The 15,084-nt window shown below is 54.5% G+C and carries 14 protein-coding genes and 2 pseudogenes; 4 read left to right on the top strand and 12 right to left on the bottom strand.

Going from position 1 to position 15,084, the window contains the following annotated elements; all coding sequences use genetic code 11:
* Window positions 1–25 precede the first annotated feature (25 nt).
* Window positions 26–361 carry a ChiQ/YbfN family lipoprotein gene (locus MY052_RS16895; RefSeq protein WP_035892691.1) on the top strand — a complete coding sequence of 112 codons (336 nt, stop codon included), beginning with the start codon at window positions 26–28 and terminating at the stop codon, window positions 359–361.
* 112 nt (window positions 362–473) lie between these two features.
* Here MY052_RS16895 and fur read toward each other — a convergent pair whose 3' ends face one another.
* The 4 genes from fur to ybfF form a co-directional block, all read right to left on the bottom strand.
* On the bottom strand, window positions 474–926 hold the full coding sequence (fur, locus tag MY052_RS16890) for a ferric iron uptake transcriptional regulator (RefSeq protein WP_035892692.1): 453 nt from the start codon (window positions 924–926) through the stop codon (window positions 474–476).
* 296 nt (window positions 927–1,222) lie between these two features.
* Window positions 1,223–1,753 carry a flavodoxin FldA gene (gene fldA / locus MY052_RS16885; RefSeq protein WP_035892693.1) on the bottom strand — a complete coding sequence of 177 codons (531 nt, stop codon included), beginning with the start codon at window positions 1,751–1,753 and terminating at the stop codon, window positions 1,223–1,225.
* Window positions 1,754–1,903: 150 nt separating this feature from the next.
* A complete protein-coding gene (gene ybfE / locus MY052_RS16880) occupies window positions 1,904–2,197 on the bottom strand; it encodes a LexA regulated protein (protein ID WP_035892694.1) in 294 nt (97 codons plus the stop codon).
* A gap of 129 nt (window positions 2,198–2,326) precedes the next feature.
* Window positions 2,327–3,091, bottom strand: a complete 765-nt coding sequence (gene ybfF / locus MY052_RS16875; RefSeq protein WP_248537457.1) for an esterase — start codon at window positions 3,089–3,091, stop codon at window positions 2,327–2,329.
* 182 nt (window positions 3,092–3,273) lie between these two features.
* On the opposite strand from ybfF, the gene seqA reads away from it, so the two are divergent.
* Window positions 3,274–3,846, top strand: a complete 573-nt coding sequence (gene seqA, locus MY052_RS16870; protein ID WP_248537456.1) for a replication initiation negative regulator SeqA — start codon at window positions 3,274–3,276, stop codon at window positions 3,844–3,846.
* Window positions 3,847–3,884: 38 nt separating this feature from the next.
* Window positions 3,885–5,525 (top strand): phosphoglucomutase (alpha-D-glucose-1,6-bisphosphate-dependent), encoded by a 1,641-nt coding sequence (pgm, locus tag MY052_RS16865; RefSeq protein WP_248537455.1) that lies wholly within the window; start codon window positions 3,885–3,887, stop codon window positions 5,523–5,525.
* Window positions 5,526–5,565: 40 nt separating this feature from the next.
* Here pgm and MY052_RS16860 read toward each other — a convergent pair whose 3' ends face one another.
* The 3 genes and pseudogenes from MY052_RS16860 to speF form a co-directional block, all read right to left on the bottom strand.
* The gene (locus tag MY052_RS16860) at window positions 5,566–6,042 is read right to left on the bottom strand and encodes a pyridoxamine 5'-phosphate oxidase family protein (protein WP_248537454.1); all 477 of its coding nucleotides are present in this window, start codon (window positions 6,040–6,042) and stop codon (window positions 5,566–5,568) included.
* 61 nt (window positions 6,043–6,103) lie between these two features.
* On the bottom strand, window positions 6,104–7,420 hold the full coding sequence (gene potE, locus MY052_RS16855) for a putrescine-ornithine antiporter (protein WP_248537453.1): 1,317 nt from the start codon (window positions 7,418–7,420) through the stop codon (window positions 6,104–6,106).
* A pseudogene (gene speF / locus MY052_RS16850) lies at window positions 7,417–9,489 on the bottom strand (ornithine decarboxylase SpeF); the annotation flags it as partial. The pseudogene speF and the gene potE, both read right to left, overlap by 4 nt.
* Window positions 9,490–9,547: 58 nt before the next feature.
* On the opposite strand from speF, the gene MY052_RS16845 reads away from it, so the two are divergent.
* A protein-coding gene (locus tag MY052_RS16845) for an IS1 family transposase (protein ID WP_248537139.1) occupies window positions 9,548–10,245 on the top strand; the annotation gives its coding sequence in 2 pieces (ribosomal slippage) (window positions 9,548–9,797 and window positions 9,797–10,245; 699 coding nt in all).
* Between the two features lie 15 nt (window positions 10,246–10,260).
* On the opposite strand, the pseudogene MY052_RS24325 reads toward MY052_RS16845, so the two are convergent.
* The 5 genes and pseudogenes from MY052_RS24325 to kdpC form a co-directional block, all read right to left on the bottom strand.
* Window positions 10,261–10,389: pseudogene (locus MY052_RS24325) on the bottom strand (hypothetical protein); the annotation flags it as partial.
* 365 nt (window positions 10,390–10,754) lie between these two features.
* On the bottom strand, window positions 10,755–10,859 hold the full coding sequence (gene speFL / locus MY052_RS16840; RefSeq protein WP_106875989.1) for a leader peptide SpeFL: 105 nt from the start codon (window positions 10,857–10,859) through the stop codon (window positions 10,755–10,757).
* A gap of 277 nt (window positions 10,860–11,136) precedes the next feature.
* The gene (gene kdpE / locus MY052_RS16835) at window positions 11,137–11,814 is read right to left on the bottom strand and encodes a two-component system response regulator KdpE (protein ID WP_035892702.1); all 678 of its coding nucleotides are present in this window, start codon (window positions 11,812–11,814) and stop codon (window positions 11,137–11,139) included.
* The gene (gene kdpD / locus MY052_RS16830) at window positions 11,811–14,498 is read right to left on the bottom strand and encodes a two-component system sensor histidine kinase KdpD (RefSeq protein WP_248538956.1); all 2,688 of its coding nucleotides are present in this window, start codon (window positions 14,496–14,498) and stop codon (window positions 11,811–11,813) included. The genes kdpE and kdpD overlap by 4 nt, the downstream gene beginning before the upstream one ends.
* Window positions 14,499–14,500: 2 nt before the next feature.
* Window positions 14,501–15,076 carry a potassium-transporting ATPase subunit KdpC gene (gene kdpC / locus MY052_RS16825; protein WP_035892703.1) on the bottom strand — a complete coding sequence of 192 codons (576 nt, stop codon included), beginning with the start codon at window positions 15,074–15,076 and terminating at the stop codon, window positions 14,501–14,503.
* Window positions 15,077–15,084 lie beyond the last annotated feature (8 nt).

Below are 15,084 nucleotides of genomic sequence, written 5' to 3'. Positions count from 1 at the left end.
CTGCCGCCGCTAAGAGGCTCATCGTATGAAAAAACTGATTATTGTTGCGCTGATGGCTGCTGGGTTAACCGCCTGTGCGCAATCTCCTGCGCCGAAGGAAGATAGCAAGCTGAAGGATGCCTACAGCGCCTGTATTAACACCGCAGAAGGCAACCCGGATAAAATTCAGGCCTGTCAAAGCGTACTGAACGTGCTGAAGCAAGAGAAAGCACACGAGCAGTTCGCGAACCAGGAAAGCGTGCGCGTCATCGACTACCAGAAATGCATTAACGCTAGAAAAATGGGCAATGATGAAGCAGTAGCAAAAAACTGCGATAAGATCTGGCAAGAAATTCGCAGCAACAATACGCCGCAGAAATAGGCTTACGCTGATAATAAAAAACCGCTGCTTGCAGCGGTTTTTTTGTGGGCGTCGTAAAACGCAGAGTATAAAAAAACCAGCGCATAGGCTGGCTTTTCGAGAGGCAGTACGCTTATTTTGCGACTGCGTCATGCGCGTGTTCATCTTCACGGCAGTCGCCTTCAGCGCAGTGACCGTAGAGATAAAGACTGTGGTTCGTTAAGCGAATACCATGCTTCGACGCGATTTCACGCTGACGAGCTTCGATGGAATCATCGCTGAACTCGATCACTTTGCCGCAGTCGAGGCAAATCAGGTGATCGTGGTGATGCTGCTGGGTCAGTTCGAAAACGGATTTACCGCCTTCAAAATTATGACGAGTCACGATGCCGGCGTCATCAAACTGGTTAAGTACGCGGTAAACCGTGGCCAAACCAATCTCTTCACCCATGTCGATCAGGCGTTTATATAAGTCTTCCGCGCTGACATGGTGGTTATCCGGTTCCTGAAGGACTTCCAGAATCTTTAACCGTGGAAGTGTGACTTTCAGGCCAGCCTTCTTTAATGCGGTATTGTTGTCAGTCATGCGGAATCTGTCCTGTTGCTAAACGATCAACTTCCATCAGCGAAAGTATCACAGAGAATGCACCCGAATTAATGCGTCTCATTATAGAATGACCCTATTGAAATGAAAACAGCAAGAGCCGGGTAAACTAAGCTATCAAAAACGAGGCTTCACCGACAAAGTTACGATGAGACCGCGCTAAATCAGAAGATATTGTACAGGTATGCGCTAAAAAGTTAAAAAATTGTAGCTATTATTTTAATTGCTTTTACCTATTAATGAGGCGTAGTTTCATCACTACGCCTCACTGTTTTGCATCAGGCGTTTTTGATCTCTTCCAGGTGCAGCTCTTCTGCAACCTGCTTAACCCATTTTTCAACGCGTTCAGCGGTCAGCTCAGGCTGACGGTCTTCGTCGATGGCCAGACCAACAAAGTGGTCGTCATCGGCCAGGCCTTTAGACGCTTCGAAATGGTAACCTGCCGTTGGCCAGTGACCGACGATGGTCGCGCCGCGTGGTTCAATGATGTCGCGAATGGTACCCAGCGCATCACAGAAATATTCAGCATAGTCTTCCTGGTCGCCGCAGCCAAACAGCGCGACCAGCTTGCCGTTGAAGTCCACTTCTTCCAGCGTTGGGAAGAAATCGTCCCAATCGCACTGCGCTTCGCCGTAGTACCAGGTTGGGATACCCAGCAGCAGAATATCGAATGCTTCCAGATCTTCTTTGCTGCTCTTGGCAATGTCGTGAACGTCAGCGACATCTTTACCAAGCTGTTTTTGAATCATTTTTGCGATATTTTCGGTGTTCCCGGTATCGCTACCGAAAAAGATGCCAACGATTGCCATGAGTAAAATAACCTCTTGAAACTTAATGATATGGTGGTGGCTTATTGCCCACAGATAAGGGCAATCATAGCAGAACTGAGAAGCGTGCGGAAACCGCTATCGTGCCGTACTGCACACTCTGCTACATGAAAGTGTGTTTTGGGGGGATTTTCAGACTTTCCCCTGTCCGTGTAGCTGGGCCAACTGACTCATCAACATCTCTTCGATGAGTTCGCTACGGCTCATATCACGGGCAGTCGCCAGCTCGTTGAGCGCATCAACGGCTTCGTTATTCAGCTTCAGCTCCACGCGTTTCAGACCGCGCACTTTGTCGCGTTTTAACTGATTACGCTTATTAATGCGCAGCTGTTCGTCACGCGAAAGCGGATTGGTTTTTGGTCTTCCCGGCCGACGCTCATTTGCGAACAAATCTAAGGTCGTACGGTCCGTTTGTTCTTTTGCCATGGTTCTGAGTGACTTCGGGGAAACAAGCTACCGGGCGGTGCCCAGTGCAGACAGCGCGCAATCATACATCAGTGAGACCCACACGCCAACGACCACGGCCATTCTGGCGCGCGGTCGATGCATTTTTAATCATTCACTGAGGTAACGACGGATAGCCCGCAGTACCGCGTCCGGTTTTTCGGCGTGAACCCAGTGGCCCGCACCGGCGATGACGTGTGCTTTTGCCTGGGGGAATTGAGCCAGCAGCGCGCTGCGGTAGGCTTCGGTGACGTACGGTGAATTGCCGCCAGGAATAAACAGAGCAGGGTGGTCCCAGGCCGGAATGGTTTCCCAGCCCACGATATGCGGGTATTGCTCCCACAACACCGGTACGTTAAAGCGCCAGGCACCGTCGACGAAGGATTTCAGCAGGAACTGAATCACACCTTCTTCTTTTAAGTATTCGCGCATTACCGTCGCGGCCTGCTGGCGAGTTGCTACACCGGCGCTGGTAACGGCGTTAATGGCCGCAAAAATCTCATCGTGGCGACGGACGTGATAATCCACCGGTGCAATATCAATTGCGACCAAGCGGTCGATGCGTTCTGGGGCCAGCGCGGTAAGCGCCATCACCGCTTTGCCACCCATGGAATGGCCGATAACCGTGGCTTTTTCGATGCTGTTGGCATCAAGCGTGTCGAGAAGATCCTGAGCCATGGCGGGATAGGTCATCTCATCGGCACGCGGTGAGAGGCCATGGTTACGCATGTCGACCTGGAGGATATCGTGATCGGTAACCAGGTCGCGGGCCAGGATACCCAGATTATCGAGGCTGCCGAACAGGCCGTGGACGAGAACGATGGGAGAATTATTGTGCAGGTTTTGTGCAGATTGCGCTCGGACATTCAATTTCATAGCAAAGTTCTTTTTTTCGCATTGTCGGGTTAGGGTATCATGTTGGACATTCTAACGCTCAGGGGCAAGAGAGGAACTCATCCGAATTTTGCCGTCTTCCTGGTTTGGCGCTACCCGCTGTTGGGTTTTGACTTTATAATCCCAATGAATTGTATTCAGAAAAATTATCGCACCGGATTAAGATGAAAACGATCGAAGTTGATGACGAGCTCTATCGCTATATTGCGGCTCACACTCTGCACATTGGCGAGAGCGCGTCCGACATTTTACGGCGTATGCTGAAATTCTCCGCCGCTTCCCAGCCCGTGGCTGCTGCCGCTGCGCCGGTCGTCAAAGCAGAACCGGCTCCCGCTCCGGCCCCGGCTGCTGCTCCCGTTGCTGACGTAAAAACGGTGAAAACCGCCAAAGATAAAGTTCGTGCCATGCGCGAGCTGCTGCTCTCTGATGAGTATGCCGAGCAGAAGAAAGCGGTTAACCGCTTCATGCTGGTTCTGACCACGCTGTACGCTCTGGACAACAAAGCGTTTGCAGAAGCTACCGAATCCCTTCACGGTCGTACCCGTGTCTATTTTGCGGCTGATGAGCAAACGCTGCTCAAAAACGGCAATCAGACAAAACCAAAACAGGTTCCGGATACGCCATACTGGGTCATTACCAATACCAATACAGGCCGTAAATGCAGCATGGTCGAACACATCATGCAATCAATGCAATTCCCGGGGGAATTGATTGAGAAGGTTTGCGGTACTATCTAATACTGACAATCTAACCCTTGCATAAGAAGGACCAGGCAATGGCAAACCATACCCGTGCAGGACAACCTGCACAGCAGAGTGATTTGATCAACGTCGCCCAACTGACGGCGCAGTACTACGTGCTGCAGCCTAACGTGAGTAACCCGGAACATGCGGTGAAGTTCGGTACGTCCGGCCACCGTGGGAGCGCGGGTCGTCACAGCTTCAATGAAAAGCATATTCTGGCCATTGCTCAGGCGATTGCTGAAGAGCGCGCGAAAAATGGAATTACGGGCCCATGCTATGTCGGGAAAGATACTCACGCGCTCTCTGAGCCGGCGTTTATCTCCGTTCTCGAAGTGCTGGCAGCAAACGGGGTGGATGTCATTGTTCAGGAAGACAATGGCTTTACGCCAACTCCAGCGGTATCTAACGCTATCCTGGTTCACAACAAAAAAGGCGGCAAGCTGGCCGACGGGATCGTGATTACGCCATCCCACAACCCACCGGAAGACGGCGGCATCAAGTACAACCCACCAAACGGTGGCCCGGCTGATACCAACGTCACCAAAGTGGTTGAAGACCGCGCGAATGCGCTGCTGGCAGCAAATCTGGAAGGCGTGAAGCGTATTTCGTACGACGCGGCACTGGCTTCCGGTCACGTGAAAGAAGTCGATCTGGTGCAGCCGTTTATTGAAGGGCTGGCGGATATCGTCGATATGGCGGCTATCCAGAAAGCCGGTCTGACCCTGGGCGTTGACCCGCTGGGCGGTTCCGGTATCGAATACTGGAAGCGTATTGCTAAGCATTACAACCTGAACCTGACCATCGTTAACGATCACGTTGACCAGACTTTCCGCTTTATGCACCTCGATAAAGACGGCGCGATCCGTATGGACTGCTCCTCCGAGTGTGCCATGGCGGGCCTGCTGGCGCTGCGTGATAAGTTCGACCTGGCGTTTGCTAACGACCCGGACTATGACCGTCACGGTATCGTCACGCCGGCTGGCCTGATGAACCCGAACCACTATCTGGCAGTGGCAATCAACTACCTGTTCCAGCATCGCCCGCAGTGGGGCAAATACGTTGCCGTGGGTAAAACCCTGGTCTCTTCTGCGATGATTGACCGCGTGGTGAACGACCTGGGCCGTAAGCTGGTAGAAGTACCGGTAGGTTTCAAATGGTTCGTTGATGGTCTGTTCGACGGTAGCTTCGGCTTCGGCGGCGAAGAGAGCGCGGGCGCTTCCTTCCTGCGCTTCGATGGTACACCGTGGTCTACCGATAAAGACGGGATCATCATGTGCCTGCTGGCGGCGGAAATTACTGCCGTCACCGGTAAGAACCCGCAGGAGCACTACAACGAACTTGCGGCTCGTTTCGGCGCGCCAAGCTACAACCGTCTGCAGGCCAGCGCCACTTCCGCGCAGAAAGCGGCGCTGTCTAAGCTCTCTCCAGAAATGGTGAGCGCCAGCACGCTGGCGGGTGACCCGATTACCGCGCGTCTGACGGCGGCACCGGGTAACGGCGCTTCTATCGGCGGTCTGAAAGTGATGACCGACAACGGCTGGTTCGCCGCGCGTCCATCCGGTACCGAAGATGCCTACAAGATTTACTGCGAAAGCTTCCTCGGTGCTGAACACCGTAAGCAGATTGAGAAAGAAGCGGTAGAAATTGTCAGCGAAGTGCTGAAAAACGCCTGAGTGATGGGGTAAGAAAAGGGGAGCCGAATGGCTCCCTTTTTTATCTCTCCGCGTGCTGGCGGCAGGTTAACATCTGGCAATCGATGCGCACGACGCAAACCGCTTTTAGCATGTCATCCCGATAGCTGAATGTTCGTCCCGGTACGGCCTGGCGCATAATGACATCCAGTCCGTGCACCATTTCTTCACGTTCATGCAAAATAGTCGCCCGTCCGCTGGCAATAATACTGGAATAAGCAAAGCTATAGTCGCATGCATCGGCAGCCGCAATTAATTGGTGATCGCCATCAATTTCAAGACTAATAGCAGGGTTTATGCGCAGTAAACGCATCTTTTTTCCGCTACGCGCGCCGTGGAAATAGAACGTCCAGCGCCCGTCTTCATGCGTATAGCCGAAATTGACGGGCACAATATATGGGCTGTACTCATCGTTAAGGGCGATGCGGCAAATCTGATGGTGCTGAAGCAGACTACGAATTTTATCGGGGTCGCTGACGATGCGTTCTGGATTGCTCATGATGATGGTCTTATCAGAAAAGAAGAAAAGTGGGCTGCAGTGGTCTGCAGCCCGGGTAGATTTAACCGTGTTTGTTTTTCAGTTCAAAGCGCGGCGATACCAGCCCGTACAGCGTCCAACCGAGGAACGTCACGATGGAACCGTACAGCATCGCTTCTTCGCCGGAAGAGTAGAGCGCATAGAAGCTATACATTGCCCCAATGAATGCCACGAAGTTGGCGACGCGTGCTTTGTTCATAGGCACGTTAGCCATCCGCTGGATAATCACCAGCGCAGCCATCGACAGGATGTACGGAATAATGTTGGTTACCACCGCCAGGTTAACCAGCACGTTGAACTGGTTGTTCAGCGACGGGCTAATGGTCATCAGCGACAGCCCGGACTGGATAATCACGATAACCAGCATCCCCTGAACCGGAGCATCAGCACTGCTGACGCGGGAGAAGATTTTCGGGAAGTAACCTTCGTCCGCCGAGGATTTGAACACCTGAGCAATGGTGAACTGCCAGCCGAGCAGCGAACCGCAGCAGGACATCACCATCAGCGCCATAATCACTTTCCCGACTTCCGGGGTGAACATCTGCGCGAAGGCCAGGCCGAACGGCGCGGTGGAGTTGGCCAGGTCCATGTTTGGTACGATACCGGCAATCACGTTGGTGGAGATGATGTAAATCACCGCCGCCCCGAGCGTCCCGCCGAGAACAGCAATCGGCACGTTACGTTCCGGATTTTCCACCACTTCGGCGTTTGCACAGGCAGATTCCAGACCAAGGAACGCCCACAGCGTCATGGCAATAGAAGAACCGACGGCGCTAAAGAACGGCACGTGGTGCGGGTTCCAGGATTCGACGTACATTGTCGGGCTGAACCAGTACCAGCCGATGATGCACAGACCCACCACCGGAATAATGACGCCCCATACCGTGATGCTGCTGATCTGCCCGGTAATGCGCGCACCGCCGAAGTTAGCAACGGTACAGATCCACAGCACGCCGATGGTGGCAAGCCCGATCTGCACCGGGCTCAGTGCGGCACCGAAAAGCTCGGTACCGTAACCCACCGCCGAAATGGCGATAGCGACGTTGGCAATCAGCAGTGAAACCCCGTAGGTATAGTTGGCCATGAAGTTGCCCGACTTACCGAAGGCATACTCCGCGTAGCCACCCATACCGCCGGGTTTCTTACTGAACATCCCGCATTTTGCAAAGGCCCAGGCCAGCGCCATCGAGCCGACGGCGGTGACCAGCCAGGAGATAATGGAGATGGTGCCGACTTCAGCGAGTTTGGTGGGCAGCATGATAATCCCGGAGCCCATCATGTTCACCATTGTCAGGATGGTGAGCTGAACAACACCCATCTTATTGTTGGCTTTGCTCATAATTTCTCCCCTTTCAGCAGGGCAGGTTGCGGCTGCTGAGTCTCAATCACGTTGCACCACACTTCTTTGCGGCCGTCGTGTTCCTGGATATAAACCCCCTGCAGCTCTGGCGCGAAGCCCGGCAGCAGGTTGATGCCTTCTTCCAGCGCTTTGAAGTAGCGCAGAACGGAATCACCCCAGATTTCCCCAGGAACAACACACAGCACGCCTGGAGGATACGGCAGGGCACCTTCGGCGGCGATTTTGCCTTCCGCCATCGACAGCGGTACCAGCTCAACCTGACCACGAAGGTAGGCGTAGTTGGCGTCCTGTGGATTCATGCTGACGCGTGGGAAGTGTGATTTACGGAACATCTCTTTTTGCAGCTGTTTCACGTTGTGACGCGCATACAGGTCATGCATTTCCTGGCAGAGCTGGCGCAGGGTGTAACCGGCATAGCGGTCTTTATGCTGACCGTAGAGCGATGGCAGAACCTCTTGCAGCGGCGCATCGGCTTCCAGCAGCGTTTCGAAACGGACCAGCAGCGCGACGAGCTGTTGCAGCTTGGCCATATCTTCCGCTGGCGTCAGCAGGAACAGGATGGAGTTGAGGTCGCATTTTTCCGGCACCACGCCGTGTTCACGCAGGTAGTTCGCCAGAATGGTGGCCGGTACGCCGAAGGTGTCATATTCGCCTTCAGCATTAATGCCCGGGGTGGTCAGCAGCAGTTTGCATGGGTCGACAAAGTACTGATGTTCTGCATAGCCTTCAAAACCGTGCCAGCGCTCGCCCGGTACGAAGTGGAAGAAGCGCAGATCGTTGGCAATGGTTTCGGTCGGCCATGACTGCCATGCTTTACCGTCAATTTCGCCTGGTACGAACGGGCGAATATGGTGGCAGTTATCGAGGATAAGCTTACGCGCTTCGATACCGTTGGAAACGCAGTCCATCCACATATTGCGGCCAGCCTGACCTTCATGCATACGGGCGTTCACGTCCAGGGCGGCAAACAGCGGGTAGAACGGACTGGTGGAGGCGTGCATCATAAAGGCGTTATTGAGGCGTTTATGCGGAACATAGCGCTGTTGGCCTTTGATATGGCTATCTTTCTTGTGAATCTGTGAAGTCTGAGAGAAGCCTGCCTGCTGTTTGTGCACCGACTGAGTGACCAGAATCCCTGGGTCGTTTTCGTTGAGTTCAAGCAGCAGCGGCGAGCAGTCGGCCATCATCGGAATAAACTGTTCATAGCCGACCCACGCGGAGTCGAACAGGATGTAGTCGCAGAGATGACCAATTTTATCAACCACCTGACGGGCGTTATAGATGGTGCCGTCGTAGGTGCCAAGCTGAATCACCGCCAGGCGGAACGGGCGCTGATTACGCGCGCGGTTTGGCGCAACTTCGGCAATCAGTTCACGCAGATAACCCTCTTCAAAACAGTGGGCATCGATACCACCGATAAAGCCGTACGGGTTACGCGCGGTTTCCAGATAAATTGGCGTAGCCCCCGCCTGTAACAGCGCGCCGTGGTGGTTGGATTTGTGGTTGTTGCGGTCAAACAGCACCAGGTCACCCGGGGTGAGCAGGGCGTTCAGCACCACTTTGTTAGAAGACGAGGTGCCGTTCAGGACGAAGTAGGTTTTATCAGCGTTAAACACTTTGGCGGCGTGCTGCTGTGCAATGCACGGCGCACCTTCGTGGATAAGCAGGTCGCCCATCGCCACGTCGGCGTTGCAAAGGTCAGAGCGGAATAGGGTTTCGCCAAAGTATTCAACAAACTGGTTGCCCGCAGGGTGACGGCGGAAGAATTCACCCCCCTGATGCCCCGGGCAGTCAAACGCACTGTTACCCTGTGCCACGTAATCAACCAGCGCGCTGAAGAACGGTGGGCGCAGGTTCACTTCATACTTGTGAGCGGCCGATTCCAGCTGACGACCATAGAAGTCATTGCGGGTTTCATCATGCTCGAATACCCCTTGAATACGTGAAAGATATTCGGCGGGAACAATCTGGTCTTTATTAATAGCAATAAATACTGGCAGGTTATAACCCGTCGCGTCTATTTCATCGAGTTTACCGCACTCAACGTCTTCGGTAATGCTGCCAACTTACTGATTTAGTGTATGATGGTGATTTTAAGGTGCTTGCGTGGCTTCCATTTCCATCAGATGTCCCACTTGTTCAGCTACCGAAGGCGTCGTGCGTAACGGTAAAAGCACTGCCGGACATCAGCGCTATCTCTGCTCTCACTGCCGTAAAACATGGCAAATCAGCTTCACTTACACCGCCTCTCAACCCGGTACACATCAGAAAATCATTGATATGGCTATGAATGGGGTTGGGTGCCGTGCCAGTGCCCGCATTATGGGCGTTGGCCTCAACACGATTTTACGGCACTTAAAAAACTCAGGCCGGAGCCGGTAACATCGCGCATACAACCGGGCAGTGACGTCATTGTCTGCGCGGAAATGGACGAACAGTGGGGCTACGTCGGGGCTAAATCATGTCAGCGCTGGTTATTTTACGCCTATGACAGGATGCGCAGGACGGTGGTGGCACACGTCTTTGGTGAGCGTACTCTGGCCACACTGGAGCGTCTTCTGGAGCTGCTGTCGGTCTTTGATGTGGTGGTATGGATGACGGATGGCTGGCCGCTTTATGAATCACGCCTGAAGGGAAAGCTGCACGTTATCAGCAAGCGTTACACTCAGCGCATTGAGCGACATAACCTGAATCTGAGACAACATCTGGCAAGGCTGGGACGGAAGTCACTGTCGTTCTCAAAATCGCTGGAGCTGCATGACAAGGTCATCGGGCATTATCTGAACATAAAACACTATCAGTAAGTTGGAGTCATTACCAACGTCTTCAATAGATAATACGGCAGCAGCAACATCAATAAAGTGAGTGTCGCAGGTATTGATAATAGCGCGCTGGGTAGTAAAACAGTCCGGGCAAGTACGGCTTACGGCAATTTTTAATTCAGACATTTTTCATCTCTTTATTTTAGGTAATAGCAGTCCCTCAATTTCCCGAATGAGAAATTGATATCGCCGGAAAAAAGCAAAACGATCTCGCTGACAATAACGTCAGGGCGTGAGCTTTTTTGGAATGTGGCAAACCCAGCCGGTCCGGTGGCCGGAAGCTTTTACCCGTCATACTTCAAGCTGCAGGTGCGTTGGCTGCGTTCGTTCACCCGAATGACTTACTAGAGTAAGCTCATCGGGATTCACTCTGTTGCCGCCTTCCTGTAACTCGAATTATTTAGGGTATAGGTTTGTCAGAGCGAGCGCTGGCTACAGGCGTGAGCCCGTATTAGCAGGGAATATCTGCGAGGCGCCCGAAGTCGGGAGACTTATCGGGCGTTAAAGAAGTGAAAATCGAAACTATTGCGATGGGCAAACATCATAATATGTGTTGTCCGTCGAATATGAGGCATCAATCGGTTGTTGTTTTCCATTTCGTATACCTTCGATGAATATCTTAAAGCGTAGTCATTTTATCTCTGAATGGTCTTAAAACTGTGAGGATGATCAATATAACAAGATCAATGATGAAATTATTCATTATTGGTAGGGGTGATTCCAGGATTAAATGCTGTTTTGTTTCAATGTTGTAAATAAACTGTTTAATAATTATCTAAAATAAAAGTAGTGTCACCGCGTTAATATTTTCGGTTTATAGTTAATTGTGCGGTGAAATAATAAATAAAGAAGCGAGGGTTTATGAATAAATATTCATAACATAAACCGATAACCAATTCCGGTTTCGGTTAATAAATGCTGTGGGCGCGCGGGATCTATTTCCAGCTTCTGGCGAAGGTGCCCCATATAAATGCGCAAATAGTGACTATGCTCTACGGCGTTGGGTCCCCAGACCTGGTTGAGCAGCTGGCGCTGGGTGAGCACTTTTCCCGCGTTGTTGAGCAGCACCGCCAGCAGACGGAATTCAATAGGGGTGAGGTGAATTTCTTCTCCGCCGCGAGTGATACGACGCGCGGCGAGGTCGACGGTGGTATCTGAAAAGGTCACGATAGGATCATTCGGCTGGCTGCCCGCATGGCGGCGTAGCGCAACGCGCAGACGAGCCTGAAGCTCGCCAATACCAAAAGGCTTACTGAGATAGTCATCCGCACCCGCGTCGAGCGCGGCAATTTTATCGCTCTCTTCGCTGCGCGCTGACAGCACGATAATCGGCACCGGGCTCCACTGGCGAATATCGCGGATAAAATCCAACCCGTCGCCGTCGGGCAGACCGAGGTCGAGAATGATCAGGTCAGGCTTGCGCGTGGCGGCTTCCAGCAGGCCTCGCTGTAGCGTGGGGGCGTCAAAAACGCGCAGGTCTTCTGCTTCCAGCGCGGTGCGCAGAAAACGGCGGATGGCTTGTTCATCTTCAACAATTAAAACGCTGGTCACAGGCCGTCGTGTCCCTCATCAAGTTCTGGCGGTTGTTCTAACGCAAGTGTAACACGAAAACAGGCGCCGCCTTCCGGGCGGTTGCTGGCGGTGAGTGTACCGCCGTGAATATCGACGATTGCCTGGCAGATAGCGAGCCCCAACCCCACGCCGGGGATCGCAGACTCTTTATGCCCACGGGTAAACTTGGCAAAAAGATGTTCTTCCTGTCCGCCGGGAATGCCGGGCCCGCTGTCCCAGACGTCAAGCAGCAGATGGTCATCTTTGGTAGTGGCAGCGATACCGATCTCCGCTTCGCTACCCGCGTATTTCACGGCGTTCTCCAGCAGGTTAATCAGCACGCGCTCGAACAACGGGCCGTCGATATGTACCAGCATCAGCGGGTCGGGCAGGGAGAGGGCGATATGCCGACCGTTAAGGCTCGGCTCCAGCATACGCAGCGCGCTACCGACCACTTCCTCAAGCGTCAGCCACTCTTTATGCAAATTAAAGCCGCCCGACTGTAGTCGCGCCATATCCAGCAAATTGTTCACCAACCGGGTGGTGTTGAGCACGTGCTGGCGAATTTCGTTGGCCTGAGGCGCGTACGGCGAGCCGCTGCTGGCAAGGTCGAGCGTCAGGATTTCCGCCTGGCCGAACAGCACGGTCAGCGGTGTGCGCAGATCATGAGAAAGCGCTGCCAGTAGCGAGTTGCGCAGGCTCTCGCGGGCGCTGATAAGCCGCGACTGCGCTTCGCTTTCGGTTAACGCCAGGCGTTCCAGCGCGCTGGCAACCAGCAAGGTGAAGGTTTCCAGCAGACGCTGCTGCTCGGGGATCATCAACTGGCGCAGGTTATTGGGTTCGACCACGATAAGTCCGTAGGTTTTATCGGCGCTGCGCAGCGGGAGGAGCAGGTAGGGCACGCCGGGCAGGGTATCGGTTCCCGCACCGGCCGGTAGCCCTTTATCAAAGCTCCAGTGGGCGATGGCTTCATCCCACGGCGTCATGCCCTCCTGGTGGGTCAGCGACGTTAACGTGCCGTGTTCATCCGGCATCAGTACCTGGCTGCGGGCGTGGAAGGTGGTGCGAATATACTGCTCGCAGGTGTGGGCGATATCGTGGGCGTTGCGGCCCACGGCAAGCGCTTTGGACATCTCATAAAGATGACGGGTGCGTTGCTCGCGATAACGTGCAACGCGCGCCTGATAACGGACGCCCGCGGTGAGATTACCGATAACTAACCCCACGGTGAGCATTACGCCGAAGGTGAGCAGGTACTGCACGTCGGAGACGGCAAGCGTCCCGCGTGGGGCGATGAAGAAGAGGTCGAAGCTGACCACGTTAATCACTGTGGCGAGTACCGACGGCCAGCGGCCGTAGAACAGCGCGACGATCACCACGCCCAGCAGATAAAGCATCACCAGGTTGGCGGCCTCAAAGGCCATCAGCCATTGGTTGGCAATCAGCGTAATACCGGCGCATAGCCCTAGCGCCACCAGACAGCCGCGAATCTGTACCCGCCACTTATCCATAAATGGTCGCTGATCGCGCGATCGCTCCGGCAGGGGAAGCGGCGATTCATCGACGCCGACGACCAGCAGATCCAGCTCTGGTGCATGGCGGGCGAGCCGCTCACCAAAGCGTTCGCCTCGCCACCAGTGGCGCTTTTTCTGACGGCCAATCACGATTTTGCCAAGATTGTGCTCGCGCGCGTAGCGGATCACCGCCGCCTCTTCCGACGGCTCAGAAAGCGTAGCCGTTTCGGCACCCAGCTCCTGCGCCAGACGCAGGGCGTTGAGAATAGCCCGACGCTGAGGTTCGGGCAGGCGGTGCAGGGTAGGGGTTTCCACATATACGGCATGCCAGACGCTGCCAAGGCGAGCCGCCAGTCGCGCGGCGGAGCGCACCAGCTTTTCGCTGCCGCTGTGGTGGCCGATACACAGCAAAATGGCATCGCGGGTATGCCAGACTTTTTCTTGCCCTTGACCATCGCGCCAGGCGCGCATTTGATCGTCCACGCGGTCGGCGGTACGGCGCAGCGCCAGTTCGCGCAGGGCAATCAGATTACCTTTGCGGAAAAAATTCTCGATGGCGCGTTCGGCCTGCCCGGCAAGGTAGACCTTACCTTCGTTCAGGCGCTGACGCAGATCGTCCGGGGGAAGGTCGACCAGCACCACCTCGTCGGCGGCATCAAAAAAGGGATCGGGTACCGTTTCGCGCACCTGAATACCTGTCACGCCGCTGACGATATCGTTGAGACTCTCCAGATGCTGAACGTTAACGGTGGTGAAGACATCGATGCCTGCTTCCAGCAGTTCATCAATATCCTGCCAGCGTTTAGGGTGACGCGAGCCGGGCGCATTGCTGTGTGCCAGCTCGTCCATCAATACCAGCGCCGGACGACGGGCGAGGGCGGCATCGAGATCAAACTCGTAAACGTAGCGCCCGCGATAGGCGCTGCGCTTTGGCGGCAGGAGGGTGAGGCCGCTGAGCATTGCGGCGGTCTCTTTACGTCCGTGTGTCTCCACCACGCCCGCCAGAATATCGAGCCCTTGCGCCCGCAGACGCTGCGCCTCGGCCAGCATCGCCCAGGTTTTTCCTACCCCAGCACAGGCACCGAAGAAAATCTTCAGCTTACCGCGGTGCGCTTCGGCGGTTTGTTCCAGCAGGCGGTCCGGGTTGGGACGCAGCGGCTCGTCGGTCATCATCAGTTATCCTTGTGGGCATCCAGCGCCATATTCAGCTTAGTAATATTTACCACAGGTTGTCCGAGAAAGCCGAGCAGCGGAGAGTTTGTCGCGGCTTCAACTTCTTTACGCAGCCACTCCGCCGGGACGTTACGCGCTTTGGCAATACGCGGTACCTGCCACAGCGCGGCGGCTGGCGTCAGGTTCGGGTCCAGCCCGCTGGCGGAGGCGGTAACCAGCTCAACCGGTACTTCATGGCTGGCATCCGGGTTAGCGGCACGTAGCGCGGCGATACGGTCGGTAAACAGTTTATCCAGCGCCGGGTTGCTGCCCGCGAGATTACTGCCGCCGGACGCCATCGGGTTATCCGGGGCGTCCGAGGTCGCGGAAGGGCGACCCTGGAAATAGCGGGGATCGGTAAAGTTCTGCCCGATCAGGTACGATCCGCGAATCTCATGGTTTTCGATAATTAATGACCCTCCCGACTGCGCCGGGAAGAACCACTGCCCCAGCGCGGTGGTCAGCAGAGGGTAGAGCCCCCCGGTGATAAGCGCCAGGAACAGAAAAATCACGATAGCAGGACGTAATGCAGACATGGCTATTT

This window comes from Kluyvera ascorbata (genome assembly GCF_023195735.1).
GTDB classification, from domain to species: Bacteria; Pseudomonadota; Gammaproteobacteria; order Enterobacterales; family Enterobacteriaceae; genus Kluyvera; species Kluyvera ascorbata.
Note: the sequence above shows the minus strand (reverse complement) of the source record. Positions and strands in the feature narration are given on the sequence as shown.

Excerpts from the sequence above, each read along its gene's own strand:
- MY052_RS16895 (WP_035892691.1), top strand. The coding sequence starts at position 26 with ATGAAAAAACTGATTATTGTTGCGCTGATGGCTGCTGGGTTAACCGCC.
- fur (WP_035892692.1), bottom strand. The coding sequence starts at position 926 with ATGACTGACAACAATACCGCATTAAAGAAGGCTGGCCTGAAAGTCACA.
- fldA (WP_035892693.1), bottom strand. The coding sequence starts at position 1,753 with ATGGCAATCGTTGGCATCTTTTTCGGTAGCGATACCGGGAACACCGAA.
- ybfE (WP_035892694.1), bottom strand. The coding sequence starts at position 2,197 with ATGGCAAAAGAACAAACGGACCGTACGACCTTAGATTTGTTCGCAAAT.
- ybfF (WP_248537457.1), bottom strand. The coding sequence starts at position 3,091 with ATGAAATTGAATGTCCGAGCGCAATCTGCACAAAACCTGCACAATAAT.
- seqA (WP_248537456.1), top strand. The coding sequence starts at position 3,274 with ATGAAAACGATCGAAGTTGATGACGAGCTCTATCGCTATATTGCGGCT.
- pgm (WP_248537455.1), top strand. The coding sequence starts at position 3,885 with ATGGCAAACCATACCCGTGCAGGACAACCTGCACAGCAGAGTGATTTG.
- MY052_RS16860 (WP_248537454.1), bottom strand. The coding sequence starts at position 6,042 with ATGAGCAATCCAGAACGCATCGTCAGCGACCCCGATAAAATTCGTAGT.
- potE (WP_248537453.1), bottom strand. The coding sequence starts at position 7,420 with ATGAGCAAAGCCAACAATAAGATGGGTGTTGTTCAGCTCACCATCCTG.
- speFL (WP_106875989.1), bottom strand. The coding sequence starts at position 10,859 with ATGGAAAACAACAACCGATTGATGCCTCATATTCGACGGACAACACAT.
- kdpD (WP_248538956.1), bottom strand. The coding sequence starts at position 14,498 with ATGACCGACGAGCCGCTGCGTCCCAACCCGGACCGCCTGCTGGAACAA.
- kdpC (WP_035892703.1), bottom strand. The coding sequence starts at position 15,076 with ATGTCTGCATTACGTCCTGCTATCGTGATTTTTCTGTTCCTGGCGCTT.